This is a genomic window from Halomonas sp. BDJS001, from assembly GCF_026104355.1.
GTDB lineage: Bacteria > Pseudomonadota > Gammaproteobacteria > Pseudomonadales > Halomonadaceae > Vreelandella.
Window position 1 is genome coordinate 3,495,731 of record NZ_CP110535.1, and the last position, 17,525, is coordinate 3,513,255.

The 17,525-nt window shown below is 54.7% G+C and carries 18 protein-coding genes; 9 read left to right on the forward strand and 9 right to left on the reverse strand.

What is annotated here, in order from left to right; translation table 11 throughout:
- Position 1: 1 nt before the first annotated feature.
- On the reverse strand, positions 2-358 hold the full coding sequence (locus OM794_RS16275; RefSeq protein ID WP_226247582.1) for a RidA family protein: 357 nt from the start codon (positions 356-358) through the stop codon (positions 2-4).
- Between the two features lie 72 nt (positions 359-430).
- On the reverse strand, positions 431-916 hold the full coding sequence (locus OM794_RS16280) for an Lrp/AsnC family transcriptional regulator (RefSeq protein ID WP_226247584.1): 486 nt from the start codon (positions 914-916) through the stop codon (positions 431-433).
- Between the two features lie 201 nt (positions 917-1,117).
- On the opposite strand from OM794_RS16280, the gene OM794_RS16285 reads away from it, so the two are divergent.
- Positions 1,118-2,809: a 2-isopropylmalate synthase gene (locus OM794_RS16285; RefSeq protein ID WP_226247586.1), complete on the forward strand. Its 1,692-nt coding sequence runs from the start codon at positions 1,118-1,120 to the stop codon at positions 2,807-2,809.
- A gap of 25 nt (positions 2,810-2,834) precedes the next feature.
- On the opposite strand, the gene OM794_RS16290 is transcribed toward OM794_RS16285, so the two are convergent.
- The gene (locus OM794_RS16290) at positions 2,835-3,176 is read right to left on the reverse strand and encodes a TraR/DksA family transcriptional regulator (RefSeq protein WP_226247589.1); all 342 of its coding nucleotides are present in this window, start codon (positions 3,174-3,176) and stop codon (positions 2,835-2,837) included.
- A gap of 79 nt (positions 3,177-3,255) precedes the next feature.
- Between OM794_RS16290 and OM794_RS16295 the strand changes: the two genes are divergently transcribed.
- The gene (locus OM794_RS16295) at positions 3,256-4,452 is read left to right on the forward strand and encodes an MFS transporter (RefSeq protein ID WP_226247591.1); all 1,197 of its coding nucleotides are present in this window, start codon (positions 3,256-3,258) and stop codon (positions 4,450-4,452) included.
- 11 nt (positions 4,453-4,463) lie between these two features.
- On the opposite strand, the gene OM794_RS16300 is transcribed toward OM794_RS16295, so the two are convergent.
- Positions 4,464-5,318 (reverse strand): universal stress protein, encoded by an 855-nt coding sequence (locus tag OM794_RS16300; protein ID WP_226247593.1) that lies wholly within the window; start codon positions 5,316-5,318, stop codon positions 4,464-4,466.
- A gap of 168 nt (positions 5,319-5,486) precedes the next feature.
- Here OM794_RS16300 and crcB point away from each other — a divergent pair, with 168 nt between their 5' ends.
- Genes crcB through OM794_RS16315 form a run of 3 tightly spaced genes read left to right on the forward strand, consistent with a single transcriptional unit; the run spans position 5,487 to position 7,273 of the window.
- A complete protein-coding gene (crcB, locus tag OM794_RS16305; protein WP_226247596.1) occupies positions 5,487-5,873 on the forward strand; it encodes a fluoride efflux transporter CrcB in 387 nt (128 codons plus the stop codon).
- Positions 5,870-6,256, forward strand: coding sequence for a fluoride efflux transporter FluC (locus OM794_RS16310; protein ID WP_226247598.1), 387 nt, complete (start codon positions 5,870-5,872; stop codon positions 6,254-6,256). The genes crcB and OM794_RS16310 overlap by 4 nt, the downstream gene beginning before the upstream one ends.
- A gap of 42 nt (positions 6,257-6,298) precedes the next feature.
- Entirely contained in the window at positions 6,299-7,273 is a 975-nt protein-coding gene (locus tag OM794_RS16315) for an arsenic resistance protein (protein ID WP_226247601.1), read from the forward strand.
- Here the strand turns inward: OM794_RS16315 and cfa are convergent.
- The 3 genes from cfa to OM794_RS16330 all read right to left on the reverse strand — a co-directional run bounded on the left by cfa (position 7,266) and on the right by OM794_RS16330 (position 11,000).
- Positions 7,266-8,420 (reverse strand): cyclopropane fatty acyl phospholipid synthase, encoded by a 1,155-nt coding sequence (gene cfa / locus OM794_RS16320; RefSeq protein WP_226247603.1) that lies wholly within the window; start codon positions 8,418-8,420, stop codon positions 7,266-7,268. The two genes, OM794_RS16315 and cfa, sit on opposite strands and share 8 nt — an antisense overlap.
- Before the next feature lie 214 nt (positions 8,421-8,634).
- Positions 8,635-9,492: a universal stress protein gene (locus tag OM794_RS16325; protein WP_226247605.1), complete on the reverse strand. Its 858-nt coding sequence runs from the start codon at positions 9,490-9,492 to the stop codon at positions 8,635-8,637.
- Between the two features lie 17 nt (positions 9,493-9,509).
- The gene (locus OM794_RS16330) at positions 9,510-11,000 is read right to left on the reverse strand and encodes a SulP family inorganic anion transporter (RefSeq protein WP_226247607.1); all 1,491 of its coding nucleotides are present in this window, start codon (positions 10,998-11,000) and stop codon (positions 9,510-9,512) included.
- 620 nt (positions 11,001-11,620) lie between these two features.
- Between OM794_RS16330 and OM794_RS16335 the strand changes: the two genes are divergently transcribed.
- Entirely contained in the window at positions 11,621-12,637 is a 1,017-nt protein-coding gene (locus tag OM794_RS16335; RefSeq protein ID WP_226247609.1) for an isocitrate dehydrogenase, read from the forward strand.
- Positions 12,638-12,662: 25 nt separating this feature from the next.
- On the opposite strand, the gene OM794_RS16340 is transcribed toward OM794_RS16335, so the two are convergent.
- The gene (locus OM794_RS16340) at positions 12,663-14,852 is read right to left on the reverse strand and encodes a heavy metal translocating P-type ATPase (protein ID WP_226247611.1); all 2,190 of its coding nucleotides are present in this window, start codon (positions 14,850-14,852) and stop codon (positions 12,663-12,665) included.
- 68 nt (positions 14,853-14,920) lie between these two features.
- Here OM794_RS16340 and OM794_RS16345 point away from each other — a divergent pair, with 68 nt between their 5' ends.
- Positions 14,921-15,400: a MerR family transcriptional regulator gene (locus tag OM794_RS16345; protein WP_226247614.1), complete on the forward strand. Its 480-nt coding sequence runs from the start codon at positions 14,921-14,923 to the stop codon at positions 15,398-15,400.
- A 2-nt stretch (positions 15,401-15,402) separates the two neighbouring features.
- Here the strand turns inward: OM794_RS16345 and OM794_RS16350 are convergent, their stop codons facing one another.
- The gene (locus OM794_RS16350) at positions 15,403-16,179 is read right to left on the reverse strand and encodes a ZIP family metal transporter (RefSeq protein ID WP_226247616.1); all 777 of its coding nucleotides are present in this window, start codon (positions 16,177-16,179) and stop codon (positions 15,403-15,405) included.
- 173 nt (positions 16,180-16,352) lie between these two features.
- Between OM794_RS16350 and OM794_RS16355 the strand changes: the two genes are divergently transcribed.
- Both OM794_RS16355 and OM794_RS16360 read left to right on the forward strand, forming a co-directional pair.
- A complete protein-coding gene (locus tag OM794_RS16355) occupies positions 16,353-16,922 on the forward strand; it encodes a sigma-70 family RNA polymerase sigma factor (RefSeq protein ID WP_226247618.1) in 570 nt (189 codons plus the stop codon).
- 22 nt (positions 16,923-16,944) lie between these two features.
- On the forward strand, positions 16,945-17,142 hold the full coding sequence (locus OM794_RS16360) for a zf-HC2 domain-containing protein (RefSeq protein WP_226247913.1): 198 nt from the start codon (positions 16,945-16,947) through the stop codon (positions 17,140-17,142).
- Positions 17,143-17,525 lie beyond the last annotated feature (383 nt).

The following is a 17,525-nucleotide window of genomic DNA, read 5'->3' on the forward strand; positions in this document are numbered from 1 at the left end:
GTTAGCTCACCGCGGCGGTGACGGTGATTTCCACTTTGAGTTCATCGGCGGGCATGGGCGCGCAGACGCAGGTGCGCGCCGGTGCGTAGCCTGCGGGTACCCAGGCATCCCATACCTCGTTCATGGCGGCAAAGTCACCACCCTCTTTCAGGTAAATAGTTGCGCTTAATAACTGCTCACGGCTTGAACCAATCTCTTTCAGTAGCGCATCCACCCGCGCCAGCATGCTTTCCGTTTGGGCGGTGATATCGCCCTCACGGGCCTCCGGGCCAGCCACTTGGCCGCACAGATAGGCCACACCCTGGTGAATCACCGCGCGGCTCATGCGAGCTTTTGTATCGTGACGTTGGATGGTCATAGTGCAAACTCCTAATAGGTTGAGAAAAAGCAGTCTAAACCGCCTGACTTACCCTTGACCATGCCTTCTTTATCAAAGCCGATCAGTCGGCACCGGGCGATGCTCAAAGACCCGCCGGAGCACAAAGCTGGTATGTGCGCCGGTCACTCCCTCGATGCGGTTAATCACATGCAGCAGCAGGTGTTGGTAGTCGTCCATATCGCGCACTAGGATTTTGAGCTGAAAATCCGCCGCCTGACCGGTAATGATCAGACACTCGATCACATTAGGTATCTCACGAATATGACGCTCAAAATTATCAAAGCGCTCCGGCGTATGCTGATCCATGGAAATATGCAGCAGCGCCATTAACTGATAGCCCAGTTGGCGGGAATCGACCTCCGCACGGTAGCGCAGTATTAGGCCGTGCTCCTCCAGAGCCCGCACCCGGCGCAAGCAGGGCGAAGGCGAAAGCCCGATTCGATCAGCCAACTCCTGATTACTGATGCGCCCCTCCTGCTGCACAATATCCAGAATATGGCGATCAAAACGATCCAATACCAGTGGCGATACCGACATAAAAGGCAGCTCCTGCCAAAAAATAAAATATTAAAGAAACTTCCTGCCAATTATTATCTAACATTCCCTATCTTCGCAAGAACCTAGCGCTGCAAACCCTTTACACTATACGAGTTGCCAAAAGCAGCGAATCACTCAGCACGGCCGCCACAAGCAGCCGCTATCCATAAAACGGTTCTTTTCTACTTCAGGAAGTTCACTATGTCTGCTTTCGATCATCGCAAATATCGCCCTGCGCCCCGTGTGCCTGCCTTCAATCGCCAATGGCCGGATCGTGATCTGGATCACGCCCCGATCTGGGTGAGCGAAGACCTACGCGACGGCAATCAGGCGCTGCTTGAGCCGATGACCGTTGAGCAGAAGCAGCGCTTCTGGCAGCAGATCGTTAAAGTGGGCATTAAAGAAGTCATGGTAGGCTTTCCTTCGGCCAGCCAGCCCGACTACGACTTTGTGCGCTGGCTGATCGAAGAGAATCAAATTCCCGAAGACGTCACCATTGCGGTACTGGTGCAGTGCCGTGAACATCTGATTGAGAAGACCTTTGCCTCGTTGGTGGGTGCCAAGCGCGCCATTGTTCACCTGTATAACTCCACCTCCACCATTCAGCGCGAGCGAGTGTTCGAGATGGATCGTGCTGGGATTGTCGATATCGCGGTACAAGGGGCCACCTGGGTCAAAACCTACGCCGACCAATACCCCGAGATTGAGTGGTGTTTCGAGTACACCCCGGAAAGTTTTTCCAGCACCGAGATCGATTTCTCGCTGGAGATCTGCGAAGCGGTGATGGATGTGTGGCAGCCGACGCCAGAGAATAAATGCATTCTCAACCTGCCCACCACGGTGGAAGTGGCCGGGCCGCACCATCACGCCGACCAGATTGAGTACTTCTGCCAGCACATCAGCCGCCGTGACAGCGTGATTATCTCGGTGCACACCCACAATGACCGCGGTGGCGCGGTAGCCTCTGCCGAACTCGCCCTGTTGGCCGGCGCCGAACGAGTCGAGGGCACCCTGCTGGGCAATGGCGAGCGCACGGGCAATATGGATATCGTCACCCTGGCAATGAATCTCTACAGTCAGGGCATCGATCCTGAACTGGATCTATCCAATCCTGATGAAATCATTCAGGTAGTTAACGAGTGCACCGGTATCGCTATACACCCGCGCCACCCCTGGGTGGGCGAGATGGTCTACACCGCCTTCTCGGGCAGTCACCAGGATGCGATTCGTAAATCCCTCAAGCATCAAAAGCCCGACGAGCCTTGGCAAGTGGCTTATCTGCCCATCGACCCCCACGATATCGGCCGCGACTATCAGGCGGTGATTCGCGTCAATAGTCAGTCCGGCAAGGGCGGCATGGCTTTCCTGCTTGAGCGGGATTACGGCATTAACCTACCGCGCTGGATGATGCTGGCCTTGGCGCCCTTTGTTCAGCAAGAGAGCGAACGGCGCGCTAGCGAACTCTCCAGCGAAATGATTCGCCAGGTGATGTTCGACAACTTCACCCAGGAAGCACCGCTATCCCTAATGGATTACCAGCTCTCCAAAGGGCAGCAAGAGGGCATTGAGGTCACGCTGCAACAGGGGGATAAAACCCTGCGCCTCTCTGGCAAGGGTAACGGTGCGATGTCTGCATTTACCGATGCCTGGCAGCGCCACTCCGGCAGCAGTGTGGGAATTATCGATTACAGCGAGCACTCACTGGGCGCCAGCAGTGAAGCCAATGCCATCGCCTTTGTACAGCTAAATATCGATGGCCAGCGGCTCTGCGCAGTGGCCGAGGACAGCGATACGGTGAGTGCATCGCTCAAGGCGCTGCTGTCGGGTATTAACTCAACGAGTAACCTAGGTCAGACAACTGAGCAGCAGCAAGAAGCTGCCGCCGAAGCGTAAACGGCTTGACTCTAAGAGGCTGGATCTAATCGGCACACTCAATACACTTCAGCACTAACGGATCCCAGGTGAGGCGTTTGGCCCCAATCCATTCGCCGCACTCGACACACTCACCGAAGCTTTCCCCTTCAATACGTTGCAGGGCAGCAGCAATCTGCTTTAGCTTTAGCTGACGGCGCTGCTCGCCTGCTTTAGCCATCGCCTGCCCTTGCATCGCATCCATTCGCGACAGCCGACCCACCGATGTTTGATCCAGCATCACCGTATCACGGGACGCTTCACTGCTGGCGCTCTCCTCGCGGAGCGTGGCGTCAAGAGCCAGCAATTGCTCACGGATAACGACTATATCCACCTCAGGGTGATTCATCTGCACCTCCCACTAGCCTACAATCATTTACCAACAATCGTTAACCTACTAATTATTTGATCGCGAAGGGAACGTTACGATGGGCTATCGCACCCTGCTGCGCGATCACCGCAGCGTACTCAGTATCGCTTTTCTAGCGATGTTTAGCTCAAGCCTTGGGCAGAGCTACTTTATTGGTCTTTTTCAAGCGCCCCTTTCAGACCACCTGGGTCTTAGCGTCGGCCAGTTTGGCACCGCCTATGCCGTGGTTACCCTGATAGCGGGTTTCTGCATGCTGCGCTTTGGGCCCTCCATCGACTGGATTAACCCACAGCGCTTTGCGGCAATCGTCTTGTCACTGCTGTTAACCGGCGTTGTACTGCTTACCTTATCGCCCTGGTGGTGGCTGGGGATAGTCGGCCTTGGCATAGTGCGGCTATGCGGCCAGGGCATGTTGACCCATTTGGGTAACACCCTCGCTGCCCGAGAGTTTTCCACCATGCGCGGCCGTGCCATTGGCCTGGCTAACCTAGGGATACCGCTGGGAGAAGCGCTGCTGCCCCCGTTAGTGGCGGCTGCGCTTATCTGGAGCAGTTGGCAAACCTTCTGGTGGCTACTGTGTGGCGTCATCGCCTTGCCTTGGCTGTGGCTACTGTTAAAAGCACCCTGGCCTGGTGCACCGGGTGTTAAGCCAACAAAACAAACGCCTCACGGCCCTCGCCCCTTTCGAGAAAAACGCTTTTTGCTGCTAATGCCGCTATTAATGGCCCTTCCCATCACCATGACGGGGCTGTTTATCTATCAAGCTCAATTAACGGAGTCTCTGGAGAGCTCCCTGGCGGTTTATGCCCTGGCGCTGACGGGTATGGGAATCGCCAAACTGCCGGGGGCCTTATTAGGAGGCCGCTGGGTGGATAAACTGGGCCCCGTAAAGCTAGCCCGCCTTTACCTACTCCCCTACGCCTTTGCCATGGTGATGGCACTCACCATTGGCGGGCATATCAGCATTTGGGCATTGATGGTAGGGGGCGGCTTGGCCATGGGCGCGCAAGAGCTGATTGCCTCAGGCCTGCTCATTAAGCTGTGGGGGGCTGAGCACCTAGGCCGGGTTCGCTCGGCGCTTAGCGCTGCCATGGTGTTCTCCACCGGCGTCGCGCCCGCCGTACTGGGGTTAGCCCTTAGCGCGGGCGCACCTTTTCATGCACTTCTATTGGGCATGCTGGTGTTTATCATCGCCGGTTGGCTACTGGCTCAGCGCGTACTACGGGAAGCCTCCACTATCCCGGCTGAGCCATAAACGTGCCGCAATCAGCGCAAAATCAGCACCGGCAGTTGGGCTTTACGCAACATCGTGGTGGTGGTACTGCCGACCAGCAGGTGACGAATCCGCGAGTGGCCGTAGGCGCCCATCACCAGCATGTCGATATTATGCTCTTGCTTATAGTTACGCAGCGTCTCTTCCACCTCGCCCGCGCGTATCGCCCCTTCGGCGGTGTGCCCGGCCTCGCGTAAGGTTTCCAGCGCCCAGCTCAGCTGCGAGCGGTTTTCAGCGGTTTCCGCACCCACAATCACCACGTGGCAAGTGGCACCCTCAAACAGGGGGCTTTTGGCCAGCATTTCAACGCCTTTACGCGCAGTGTTACTGCCGTCGAACGCCATCATCACATTGTGCGGCTGAGTAAACTGTTTCGGCACCATAAGAATTGGCCGGTGCACTTCCCGCACCACACGCTCAAGGTTGGAGCCTAAATGACCGCTGGCCTGGTGCGCCGTCTCACCCCGTTTGCCCACCACCAAAAGCCTTACGTCTTTTTCGTGCTCGACCAGGGTTTCCACCAGGGTGCCATTGCGCTGCAAGCACTGGGGGTCGGCAATACCGGCGTTGGCCGCGCGTTCCTTGGCGGCGTCGAGTAACAGGCGGCCGCGTTCACGGGAGACTTTTGCATGCTGCTCCTCAATGTCTGACAGCTTTTCCAGCAGGTGTTCTCGGGTACCCAACCCCAGATTACCGGTTAAATCCGGCTCGGCTACCTGGGCGTGGTTATCCACAGTATGAATAAAACTAAGTGGCGCATTCAGTGCTTTGGCAGCCCATACTGCGTAATCACACACACCTTCTGAAAACTGAGAACTATCGATAGCTGCCAACACGCGATCTGACATGGGGTACTTCTCCTTGAGCGGGTGCATCAACATTATTGTTATTCTCTTCCTTTTCTACACGAACTCATTGACCTGCGACACCCTAAAACGCTCTGACGTGCTTCGGACGCTATAAAACGCACATGCTAAACTTAGCGGCCTATTGAAGCTGGCGACTCGGGGGAGAGTATGGGGTATGGTCTAACGGGCGTGCTGTTAGTCGCGCTTGGCGGTGCGCTAGGCGGCATGGGACGTTTTGCAATCTCCAACCTAATGGCCCGCCATTTTGGCAAGGCCTTCCCCTGGGGCACTCTGGCCGTTAACGCCAGTGGCGCCTTTTTTGCCGGGTGGCTGCTTGGCAGTCAAGGGTTAGCCAGCCTTCCCTCACCTGTATGGCTCTTCACCGTGGCAGGCCTGCTGGGTGGCTACACCACCGTTTCCTCTTTTAGTTTACAAACGCTTGAGCTGTGGCAGGGCGGTCAGGCACTGCGTGCCGCTCTTAACGTGGGCGCCACACTGCTATTGGGCCTGGCGATGGTTGCGCTGGGCTGGATGGTAGCGGGGGGCTCGCTATGAGTGCCTGGAAAGCCTACTTAGCCGTAGGGCTGGGCAGTGGACTGGGCAGCGTGCTGCGCTATGGCATTTCACTGCTCTCTCAGGCGGCATTGGGGGGCTACTTTCCGTGGGGGACGCTCGTCGTCAACGTGCTGGGCTCCTGTTTGATTGGCTGGCTGGCGGCCACTATCTCGCGCTTTCCTCACGGTCAGCTAGCGCCGTTACAGCCATTACTGGTCGCTGGCTTTTGCGGCGGCTTTACTACCTTTTCACTGTTTAGCTTAGAGACATGGCATTTGGTGCAGATAGGCCGACCGGGGATAGCGCTGGTTTATATAGTGGTTAGTCTGCCCCTTTGGCTGGGCGCCGCCGTGGTGGGTGAGCGTATGGCGCTTAATCGTTAACAATCCGTTTTAATAGCATACGTCGACCAAAGGGTTAGCCAGATGCGCGATCACATGGAAAAGCATCAGTCTTGGCTCTACCTGCTATTCATTGGTGTGGGGTTAACGCTAGGCGTCGAGGCGCCGGTCGTTGCTGAGCAGCTCGAAGGGCTACTTTGGCCCCTGCTCGGCCTACTGCTCTACGCCACCTTTACCCAAATCCCCCTACTGCGCGTTGCCAATAGCTTTAAAGACACGCGCTTTATGGCCGCACTGATGGTCGGTAACTTTATGGCCATTCCGGCCTTTTTAGCCGTTACCGTTGTTTGGCTACCACTCTCCCCCGCCGTGCTGGCAGGGGTTCTGCTTGTCCTGTTAGTGCCCTGCACCGATTGGTTTATCACCTTCACCCATTTAGGTAAGGGGGATAGCGCTCAGGCGGTTGCCGCTACCCCCCTTCTTCTGCTGGTGCAGATGGTCACACTGCCAGTTTATTTGTGGCTGTTCTTGGGCAGTGAGTGGTTTGGGCTGACCCTCTCCCGCGAGCTGCTGAGCGCTTTTGCTGGGCTTATTCTCACGCCTTTAGCACTCGCCTGGTTAACCGAGTACATAGGCCAGCGTCACAAGGCAGTTAAACGCACCGTGTATTACCTGGGAATACTGCCAGTGCCCTTGTTGGCCTTAGTGGTGTTTATAATTGCCACTTCCCAGGTCAACGCGGTGTTCGGGCTTAGCCAAGTGCTGGTGCAGGTGGTATTCATCTTTATTGGTTTTTTACTCTTTGCAGCTTTATTGGGTAAGGGGCTTGGCAAGCTGTTTAAACTACCCATCGCCAGCGCGAGAACGCTAGCGTTTAGCTTTGGCACGCGTAACTCTTTTGTGATGCTGCCCATCGCCCTGACGCTACCTAGCGCATGGCAGGCAGCAGTCGTGGTGGTGGTGTTTCAGTCACTGGTAGAACTATTGGGCATGGTGGCGTTCTTACGCTGGGTACCTAGCAGGCTAATACCAGAGCTACCAGAGCAAAAACTTAACTAACCCGGGTGTATCCTCCCAGCACCCCCTGCTTACTCATCACCAGTTGCCACAGATGGATTTCCCTGGCCCGAAAGGCACCGGCACAGCTCAGCAAGTAGTAGCGCCACATGCGATAAAAACGCTCGCCATACTGGCTTGCAAATGTGGGCCAGTGCTTCTCAAAGTTGTTGTGCCATGCCATCAGGGTATGGTCGTAATCGGCCCCAAAATTATGCAGATCCTCGATTACAAACAGTGCTTCAGCGGCATCCATGATTTGCCCCAAGGCGGGTAGCTCGCCATTGGGGAAGATATACTTATCAATCCAGGGGTCAGTCACCGTGTTGGCTATGTTTTTGCCGATGGTATGCAGCAAAAACAGCCCGTCATCTTTCAAACAGCGGTTAGCGACATTCATATACTCTCGGTAGTTTTTATGGCCCACATGCTCAAACATACCGATGCTCACAATGCGGTCAAACTGCTCGCTTTCATTACGGTAATCCTGCAAACGAAACTCTACCGGCAGCCCTTTTTTGATCAGCCGCTGTCCAAACTCCGCTTGCTCTTTGGAGATCGTCAGGCCCACGCACTCCACCCCATAATGCTCGGCCGCATAGGCCATAAAACTGCCCCAGCCGCAGCCAATATCCAGCACCCGCATACCAGGCTTTAATTGCAGTTTACGACAGACCAGATCGAGTTTGGCCTCCTGGGCCTCGTCCAGGTTTTGGGCATTTTTCCAGTAGCCGCAGGTATAGGTCATGCGCTGATCGAGCATCGCCGCATAGAAATCGTTGCCTAGATCGTAGTGCTTTTGGCCCACCTCCCAGGCACGCTTGGCTGTTTGACGATTCAGCAGGCGTGAGCGCAGCGAGTGATAAGCGAGTTGAGTGGGTTTGATGCGCTGCCCTAGCCGGGCACGCATTAAGCGGTAAAACAGTTCATCCAGCCGCTCTGCGTCCCACTCCCCCTTCATATAGCTTTCGCCAAGCCCCAGATTGCCTCGCGAAAGGGCGCTATCGATAACGCCGGGCGCATTCAACTGAATATCCCAAGGGCGATGACCATCAAGCCGGATATCGGCTTGGGCGAGTAATTCGGCGACAAAACGGTGGGAGGGGGAAGCTTCATCGAAGCCAATAGGCGACTTTTTCAACATGGGCATGTTCACAGCAGGCTCCTCTCGCTATTCCAGGGGATGAATAGGTCACAACCTGTCTATCAGCATAGAACCGCATTGCAATATTAGCATCATTTGATGAATTATTTTTTAACCATTAAAGGTAATAAAAAGCCGGCCCTCTCAACAAAAGAGGGTCGGCTGCAGGAAATAAATCGCAACGTAAGCTAACGGTGATGCGCTACCGCTTGGTTGAGCGTTAACGCAGAATCAACACCGGTATGTGGCTACCACGAAGCATTGCCGTCGTTGTACTCCCTACTAATAGGTGGCGAATACGCGAGTGCCCGTAGGCGCCCATCACCAGCAAGTCGATGGCATGCTCTCTTTCGTAGGTTTGCAGGGCTTCGTCTACCTCGCCAGCACGAATGGCGCCTTCGGCTTGATGACCGCCGTCGCGCAAGGTGTTTAACGCCCACTCAAGCTCAGAGCGGCGCTCAGCCGTTTCCGCACCTACGATCAGCACATGGCACTTGGCGCCAGCAAAGAGCGGCGACCGGGCCAGCATCTCGACCCCTTTACGGGCGGTTTTGCTGCCGTCAAAGGCCATCAAGATCTTTTCAGGACGTTTGAAGGTTTTCGGCACCATCAGGATGGGGCGGTGAAGTTCACGTACTACCCGCTCAAGATTAGAGCCGAGATGGCCACTGGCCTGATGAGCGGTTTCACCGCGCTTACCCACTACCAGCAGCCGCATATTTTTTTCAAGCTCTACTAGCGTTTCGACCAGTGTACCATTGAGCTGGCGGGTAATAGGATCGCTTACCCCGTCTTCCAAAGCTCGCGCTTTGGCCGCTTCCAGCATCCACTTACCCTGCTCACGATTCACCTTAGCGCGCTGCTCGTCGAGCTCGGAAAGCTCTTTCATCAGCCTTTCACGGGCACCGAAACGCAGGTTGCCGGAAAGGTTTTGCTCTTCGGGCACCTCGGAGTGATTATCGACCACATGCACAAAGGTTAACGGTGCATCCATAGCCAAGCTTGCCCAGGCGGCGTAATCGCAGACACCTTCAGAAAACTGGGAGCCGTCAATAGCGGCAAATACCTGTTCTGTCATATCGCTCTCCTTGCTGGTTAGTGGCCGCCCATTAACTTTTCAACCGCTTCGGGGTCGTTGTGCACCGCGTAGCGGTCGACCACCGTCGCGCTGGCTTCGCTCAAGCCCACCATCTCTACTTCGGTGCCCTCACGGCGGAACTTAATCACCACGCGATCCAGCGCCTGGACAGCAGTGATGTCCCAGAAGTGGGCACGGGATAGGTTAATAGTGACTTTGTCGATACTCTCTTTGAAGTCAAAGGCACCGATAAAGCGCTCGGAAGAGGCAAAGAACACCTGACCGACGACTTCGTATTCACGCTCTTTCCCCGGTTCTATTTCTTTAGAGCCGATATACATAATGTTGCCGACTTTGTTGGCAAAGAACATCGCCGCTAACAGCACACCAACAAATACGCCAATCGCCAAGTTGTGAGTACCTACCGTTACGATAACGGTGGCCACCATGACGATATTGGTGCTCAAAGGATGCTTTTTCAGATCACGAATCGACTCCCAGCTAAAGGTACCGATAGAGACCATAATCATTACCGCCACCAGCGCGGCCATGGGGATCTGGGATACCCAATCGGCCAGGAAAACCACCATCAGCAGTAGTGCGATACCAGCAATTAATGTTGAGGTACGGCGACGGCCACCGGATTTAATATTGATCACCGATTGGCCAATCATGGCGCAACCCGCCATACCGCCAATCAAACCCGCGCCAATGTTGGCAATACCCTGGCCTTTACACTCGCGGTTTTTATCGCTCTTGGTATCGGTTAAGTCATCGATGATCGTTGCTGTCATCATCGATTCCAGCAGGCCAACCACCGTTAACATTAACGAATAAGGCAGGATGATCATCAGGGTTTCAAAATTCAGTGGTACTTCAGGCCACAAAAACATCGGCAGGCTATCGGGCAACTCGCCCATATCGCCAACGCTGCGAATATCCATGCCAGTCAGCATGTACACGGCAGTGAGTACAACAATACATACCAGTGGCGAAGGAATGGCTTTACCCACTACCGGCACATAGGGGAAGCCGTAAATGATGGCTAAGCCCGCAATGGTCATGGCATAAACGTGCCAGGTAACGTCGGTTAACTCTGGTAACTGAGCCATAAAGATTAGGATAGCCAGAGCGTTGACAAACCCTGTCACCACCGAGCGCGATACGAATCGCATCAACTCAGCAAGCTTTAGATAACCTGCCACAATCTGTAGCACGCCCGTCAACAGCGTGGCGGCCAGCAGGTACTCTAAACCGTGCTCTTTCACGAGGGTAATCATGAGTAGCGCCATGGCGCCGGTTGCGGCTGAGATCATGCCGGAACGGCCACCAGTAAAGGCGATAATCACACAAATAGCGAAGGAGGCGTACAGGCCGACCTTGGGGTCAACGCCTGCGATGATCGAGAACGCAATGGCCTCGGGTATTAGCGCTAGCGCTACTACAATCCCCGCCAGGGTGTCGCCCTTGAGGTTGGAGAGCCAAGATTGTTTAAACTTTTCGTACATGCGAGGGATCCACGTTTTTGGTTAATAACAGGCCAAAAGCAGTTGAACAGCGCAGCCAACTATGGGAAGCACTGCCAACATATTGGCACGCTGGGATGATCAGCTTTTTATTTTAAATAGTGATGAGCTAGCGTTAGATACCGCTAAATTCAGGTACTGGAAACTTGAACGTTAAGCACCTAGCCGTTAAGAGCTTAGGCCGCTAACAAGTACCAGAAAGCGATGACAGCACAGTGAATGCACTACCAGCACCATAGAGAGGGCGAGGGGCTAGGGCGGAGTCATCAGCCCTGAAAAGCAATGTATGAATGCAGTCATTGGCAGAGATTCTTTTACAGTTGCGAAAAGAAAGGGTTGTACCTAAGTCGTGTCGCAAGGAGCGTATTGCCGAAAGCAAGGTGCGACAAAGTGCCGTATCCTACCAGTAATTCTGCTGCATTGCACCTAACGTCTAACCCTGGGCTGAAAGCCCCCAGAGATATGTCGCGACTTTAGACAGAGTGACCTTTGATCCTCTTTTGACGTATCATTGCGCCGCTAAAAGAGACATTGATTGCCAACTATTCACGTTGAAGCGGCACGGTTTTTCCGCCGATAAGCAGATTAAAGAGGAGCAGCAAATGAGCCAATCTATTGCAGTCATTAAGGGCGACGGCATCGGCCCCGAGATTATGGATGCCACGCTAAAAGTACTCGACGCGTTAGATTGCGGCTTAACCTACCAGCACATTGATGCGGGCTTAGGTGCCCTTGAAAAGCATGGAACGCTGATTCCCCAGGAATCACTGGACGCCATCGAAAAATACGGCATTGCGCTTAAGGGCCCGTTGACCACGCCGATTGGCAAAGGCTTCTCCTCAATTAACGTACAGCTACGTCGTCACTTTGACCTTTATGCCAACGTGCGCCCGGCGATTAGCTTCCCCGGCACCCGCTCGCGCTACGACGACATCGATATGATCACGGTTCGGGAAAACACCGAAGGTGCGTACCTTTCCGACGGCCAGGAGATGATCGACGACGGCAACACCGGCATTTCGGTGATCAAAGTCACCCGCAAAGGCTCCGAACGCATTGTCCGCTACGCCTTTGAACTGGCCAAAAGCAACGGCCGCAAAAAAGTCACCGCGGTACATAAAGCCAATATCATCAAAACCAGCTCGGGTTTGTTCCTGGACGTGGCGCGGGAGATTGCCAAAGAGTACCCTGAGATCGAGTTCCAGGAGATGATCGTCGATAACGCCTGCATGCAGCTGGTCATGAACCCACACCAGTTTGATGTAGTGGTCACTACCAACCTGTTTGGCGACATTCTCTCTGACCTTTGTGCTGGCTTAGTCGGCGGTTTGGGTTTGGCTCCAGGGGCCAATATCGGCGAAAAAGCGGCGATCTTTGAAGCGGTGCACGGCTCAGCGCCGGATATCGAAGGCAAAAACATCGCCAACCCCTGTGCCCTGCTGCTGGCCGCGGCGCAGATGCTTGACCACCTGGGCATGACGGAGAAAGGCACCGCCATCCGCCAGGGTATTCGTACCGTGCTGGAAACCCGCCGCGATATGGTCACCCCCGATATGGGCGGCACTGGCTCTACCGACTCCTTCGCCCAGGCGTTGGTCGAGTACGTACAGAGCCACTAGTTGACTCGTTTAAGTCGATCACTTTCTAGCCAATTTCATTAAAGCGGTAACGCAATAAGTACAATGCATTGAGGGTGACCAGCACGGTCGCCCCAGTGTCAGCCATTACCGCGACCCACATCCCCGTAATCCCCAGCGCCGTAGAGACCAAAAACAGCGCTTTGAAGCCAAGCGCCAAGGCCACGTTGGTTTTTACATTGCGCATGGTTGCCCGGGAAAGCGCTATCATTTCGGCAATCCCCTCCACTCGATTTTTAAGCAGCGCGGCGTCGGCGGTTTCAAGCGCCACATCGGTACCGCTACCCATGGCAATACCCACTTCTGCCGCTGCGAGTGCCGGTGCATCGTTGATGCCATCGCCCACTTTACCCACTGGCCCAAGCCCTTGCGCCTGCCACTCGCGCACGCGCTGGGCTTTATCTTCCGGCATCAGCTCGCCTTCTGCTTCAATGCCCAACTGTTCACCAATGGCCGCCACAGTGCGGGCATTATCACCGCTGAGCATCACGGCTTGCACACCTAGGCGCTCTAGCGCTTGAAGACCTTCGCGAGCATCTTCACGGGGCTCATCCCGCAAGGCAATTAGACCGATAGGCCGCTGGTTTTCTAACAGAACTGCAAGGCTTTTACCCTGGGTTTCCAGTGCAGTAATAGTGGTGTCTAGCTTGCTGCTGCCCTGGGTGAGCGTTTGTAAGTAGCGCGGACTCACTAGCATTAATTCACGCCCTTCCACCTGTCCGGCAACGCCGTGCCCCGCTAACGCACGGCTAGCGTTAACTTTAGGCAACGTAGCTTTTGACTGCTGGCCGTTATTATTTTGAAAATAATCGCTAATCGCCACAGCAAGAGGGTGGCTTGACCCCTGCTCCAGGGCGGCGGCAAGGCGCACTATTTCATCGTCACTGACGCCATTAAAGCTCTCTATATCTGTCACTGTGGGCTTACCCGCGGTCAGCGTGCCGGTTTTATCCAGCGCGACCCGCTTGAGTTTGCCTAACTGCTCTAATACCGCACCGCCTTTCATCAGCAGACCGTTGCGAGCGCCCACCGATAACCCGGCTGCAATGGCCGCGGGCGTCGAAATCACCAGCGCACAGGGGCAAGCAATAAGCAGTAGCGCCAGGGCGCGGTAGATGGATTCAGACCACAGCATTGGCGACACCAGCGGCGGAACGATAGCCACCAGCAGCGCCACCCCGACGACCGCCGGCATATAGTAAAACGCAAAGCGGTCAATAAAACGCGCCACCGGTGCTTTGGCCGCCTGAGCCTCCTCCACGAGCTTAATCACTCGGGCGATGGTGTTGTTTTCAGCGCTGCGGGTTACCTCAACTTCAAGCACTCCATCCAGATTGACGGTGCCAGCAAATACTGACTCGCCTTCGCTACGCTCCCGTGGCACCGACTCACCATTCACAGGCGATTCATCAATCGAGGAGTGACCGGCAATAATTTGCCCGTCACAGGGCAGACGGTCGCCAGGGCGTACCTGCACTCGTTGCCCCGGCACCAGAGACGCGGCAGCAACTTCCCGAGCTTCGCCCTGCTCCATCAACCGCGCAGTAGAGGGAGTCAGCTTGGAAAGCGCCGAAATACTGCGGCGCGCCTGAGCGGCGGCAACGCCTTCCAGCATCTCCCCCACGGCAAATAGAAACACCACCACTGCCGCTTCAGCGGCGGCGTTTATCGCCAGTGCCCCTAGGGCTGCGATGCTCATCAGCATTTCAATGGTGAAAGGGTTACCCATCTTAAGCGCTTGCCAAGCACGCTGAATAACCGGCACAAGGCCAACGACCGTTGCGGCGATGAATGGCCAACTGTCCAGGGTGGGCCAGGCGAATCTAAGCCCCCAGGCAAGCGCCAGCAATACACCACTGACAATCACCAAACGCCCTTTAGGCGACTGCCACCATGAGAACGACTTTTCCGATTCAGTTGTGTTCACCGACTCATCGATTACCTGGTAGCCCAGCGCCGTGATCGTTGACTCAATATCGGAATGTGGCAGGGTTTTACCAGGCGACGCGGTTAATCGCACCGAGCCGGTGACAGAACTCGCTGAAACTAGTTCAACGTGGCTTAAGCGCTTTAGCGCCGTTTCTACCTTACGTTCGCAGCCGCCGCAGTCCATGCCCTGCACGCGCAGGGTAGTTGGTGCGCTCGCTGCTGGTGGCGTCTGGTGTTGTGACGTTTTAGCAGGGGTGGTGCCACTCATCGCTCTTCGCTCCCAGTTCATCTATATTAAGAGCAGCGTAATACCTGTAGTCACTAGAGGTTCAAGTAATGAAAGAACATCTCTCAGACCAGCCCGCCCAGGAGCGGCATATTGGCATCGGTGAGTTGGCACGTGAGTCCGGTTGCAAGCCAGAAACGGTGCGCTACTACGAACAGATTGGACTGCTGCCTTCAGCACCGCGCAACGAAGGTAACCAAAGGCGCTACACCACAGCTGCTATCCGCCGTTTGACGTTTATTCGTCATGCGCGGGATTTTGGTTTTTCGGTGGAGGCGGTAAGAGAATTGCTGGAAATGGCTGACCACCCCGCGATGCCTTGCCATGAGGTGGATACGCTGGCAAAACGTCATCTTGCCGAGGTAGAAGCGAGACTGGCGCGACTCACCGCGGTACGCGATGAGCTAAAACGCATGATCAATCAGTGCGCGGGAGGCAGTGTTGGCCAGTGCCATATCATCGACGTACTTAGCGACCACCGCCTGTGTCACCAGGCGGGCCCCCACGGTGGCGCGGAAATCATAGGTTAGGACTAGCCCAGCCACACATCCAAAAACAGCATAATCACCAGGCCCATGGCCAAACCAAAGGTGGCCTTTTTCTGATGCCCGCAGCGGTGAGTCTCGGGAATGATTTCGTGGCTGATCACATACAGCATGGCACCGGCGGCAAACGCCAGCCCCCAGGGCAGCAGAATTTGGGAAACGCTGACAATACTGGCGCCAAATAGCCCGCCAATAGGCTCGATGAGCCCAGTCAGGGCGGCAATTGACCAGGAGCGCCGCTTTGAGTAGCCCTCGCCCATTAGCGCAACCGCCACGGCCAGCCCTTCCGGCATATTCTGTAGGCCAATGCCGATCGCCAGCGGCATGCCGCCCTCTAACCCATTGGCACCAAAGCCGACGCCTACCGCCATGCCTTCCGGCAGGTTGTGAATGGTGATCGCAAAGACAAACAGCCACACCCGGCGCAGCGAAGCGGCTTCCGGCCCCTCACGCCCCTGGGCAAAGTGTTCATGCGGCAAGTGCTCGTTAAGCAGTGCAATGGCGCCCATACCCAGCAAGATAGCCGCACAAACAATCCCGGCGGGCACAGGGCCACCGGCATAGTAGATTTCTGCAGCATCCAGCGCGGGGATAATCAGCGAGAAAAATGAAGCAGCCAGCATCACACCCGCCGCAAAGCCCAACGCAAGGTCGCGAAAACCCCGGCTAGGTGTTTTGCCTAACAGCACCGGCAACGCACCCACCGCCGTCAACAGTCCAGCAATTAAGCTGCCCAAAAAACCTAGTAACAACGTATTTTCCATGGACAGCATAAACCCAGTTGGCTATCAGAAAGGCATTAAAGAGAACGGCAGGTTGTTGTCTAACGTAGTATCAGTGCGTATTTTAACGCACTAACACCCAATGAATAAATAATGGTGGTCTTCATCAGCACGGTGTAAGTGTGCGCCCTGGAGACATTACTAAAGGGATCATCGTGCCTTTTTCCGCTAAATTAGCCGCGGCCCACTTTACCCAGCTACGCCCACGCTTAGTGGCCTTTGCGCGGTTGCAGCTACGTGATGCCACCGCCGCTGAAGATGCGGTACAGGAAACCTTACTCACCGCCTTTGAGAAAAGTGCCACCTTTGAAGGGCGCTCAGAATTCGAGACCTGGGTGTTTGGCATTTTGAAATACAAAATTCTAAATCAACTCCGGCAACAGCGCCGCCAAGGAGCTTGGCAACCGTTAGAGCTGGACTTGGATGACGATACCCTTGACCGCCTGTTTCAGCAGGATGGTCACTGGCAGAGCGCTGCCCGCCCTAGCCACTGGGGCGAGCCTGAACAGGTATTAGAAAACCAGCGCTTCTGGCAGGTATTTGATGCCTGCCTTATCGCCTTACCGGAGAGCATTGCACGGGTATTTACCCTGCGTGAATTAATGGGGCTTTCCACATCAGAGATTTGTAAGGAAATCGGCATTACTGAAACCAACTGCTGGGTCATCTTACACCGTGCGCGTTTACGGCTAAGAGAGTGCTTGGATCATGGTTGGTTAAACTAGCTTGAAGGAGCTTGCTATGCTCATGTGCCGCGAAGCCACGAGGTTGATGTCTTTAAAACAAGACAGAACACTATCGGTGCGTGAAAAGATGGCCCTGCGTATGCATCTGTCGATGTGCAAAGCCTGTCGCAACTGCGCCCGTCAATTCGACCTGTTACACCAAGTTGGCACCCATCACCCGGCCTCCCAGCATAATTTGCGCCAAACGTTAGACGATTAGTCTCATCAGCCAAACACTACAAACCACCGCCCTCTCTAACTTCCACTTCCCATCAGCAGAATGCTTCGTACGTTCAATAAAAAATTGTACAAAACCAATACATATGAGTGATTTTATTCAAGACTTGCTCTACAATAAATTCTTATACACTTAATATACAAAGAGCTGCAAGTAACGATTAGCTTTCACCGCTTTGCAAGTTTCTCTAACCAGCAGCTACTCAGGTGGCATCATCTAAAGCTATTTATTATGAACAGTCCGGCTAGTTGACCTGGTAATTAGCCAAAACTAATGATCAAAAACGCCAAAAACTTACAAATGCAACATTTTGTGTCATCTAGATACAAAGTAATGCTTATAGACCAGGACTGCTCTAATCTTGT

Excerpts from the sequence above, each read along its gene's own strand:
- OM794_RS16310 (WP_226247598.1), top strand. The coding sequence starts at position 5,870 with ATGAGTGCCTGGAAAGCCTACTTAGCCGTAGGGCTGGGCAGTGGACTG.
- cfa (WP_226247603.1), bottom strand. The coding sequence starts at position 8,420 with ATGCCCATGTTGAAAAAGTCGCCTATTGGCTTCGATGAAGCTTCCCCC.
- OM794_RS16325 (WP_226247605.1), bottom strand. The coding sequence starts at position 9,492 with ATGACAGAACAGGTATTTGCCGCTATTGACGGCTCCCAGTTTTCTGAA.
- OM794_RS16290 (WP_226247589.1), bottom strand. The coding sequence starts at position 3,176 with ATGAATCACCCTGAGGTGGATATAGTCGTTATCCGTGAGCAATTGCTG.
- OM794_RS16280 (WP_226247584.1), bottom strand. The coding sequence starts at position 916 with ATGTCGGTATCGCCACTGGTATTGGATCGTTTTGATCGCCATATTCTG.
- OM794_RS16345 (WP_226247614.1), top strand. The coding sequence starts at position 14,921 with ATGAAAGAACATCTCTCAGACCAGCCCGCCCAGGAGCGGCATATTGGC.
- OM794_RS16330 (WP_226247607.1), bottom strand. The coding sequence starts at position 11,000 with ATGTACGAAAAGTTTAAACAATCTTGGCTCTCCAACCTCAAGGGCGAC.
- OM794_RS16295 (WP_226247591.1), top strand. The coding sequence starts at position 3,256 with ATGGGCTATCGCACCCTGCTGCGCGATCACCGCAGCGTACTCAGTATC.
- OM794_RS16285 (WP_226247586.1), top strand. The coding sequence starts at position 1,118 with ATGTCTGCTTTCGATCATCGCAAATATCGCCCTGCGCCCCGTGTGCCT.
- OM794_RS16360 (WP_226247913.1), top strand. The coding sequence starts at position 16,945 with ATGTGCCGCGAAGCCACGAGGTTGATGTCTTTAAAACAAGACAGAACA.
- OM794_RS16350 (WP_226247616.1), bottom strand. The coding sequence starts at position 16,179 with ATGGAAAATACGTTGTTACTAGGTTTTTTGGGCAGCTTAATTGCTGGA.
- OM794_RS16315 (WP_226247601.1), top strand. The coding sequence starts at position 6,299 with ATGCGCGATCACATGGAAAAGCATCAGTCTTGGCTCTACCTGCTATTC.
- OM794_RS16300 (WP_226247593.1), bottom strand. The coding sequence starts at position 5,318 with ATGTCAGATCGCGTGTTGGCAGCTATCGATAGTTCTCAGTTTTCAGAA.
- OM794_RS16340 (WP_226247611.1), bottom strand. The coding sequence starts at position 14,852 with ATGAGTGGCACCACCCCTGCTAAAACGTCACAACACCAGACGCCACCA.
- crcB (WP_226247596.1), top strand. The coding sequence starts at position 5,487 with ATGGGGTATGGTCTAACGGGCGTGCTGTTAGTCGCGCTTGGCGGTGCG.
- OM794_RS16335 (WP_226247609.1), top strand. The coding sequence starts at position 11,621 with ATGAGCCAATCTATTGCAGTCATTAAGGGCGACGGCATCGGCCCCGAG.
- OM794_RS16275 (WP_226247582.1), bottom strand. The coding sequence starts at position 358 with ATGACCATCCAACGTCACGATACAAAAGCTCGCATGAGCCGCGCGGTG.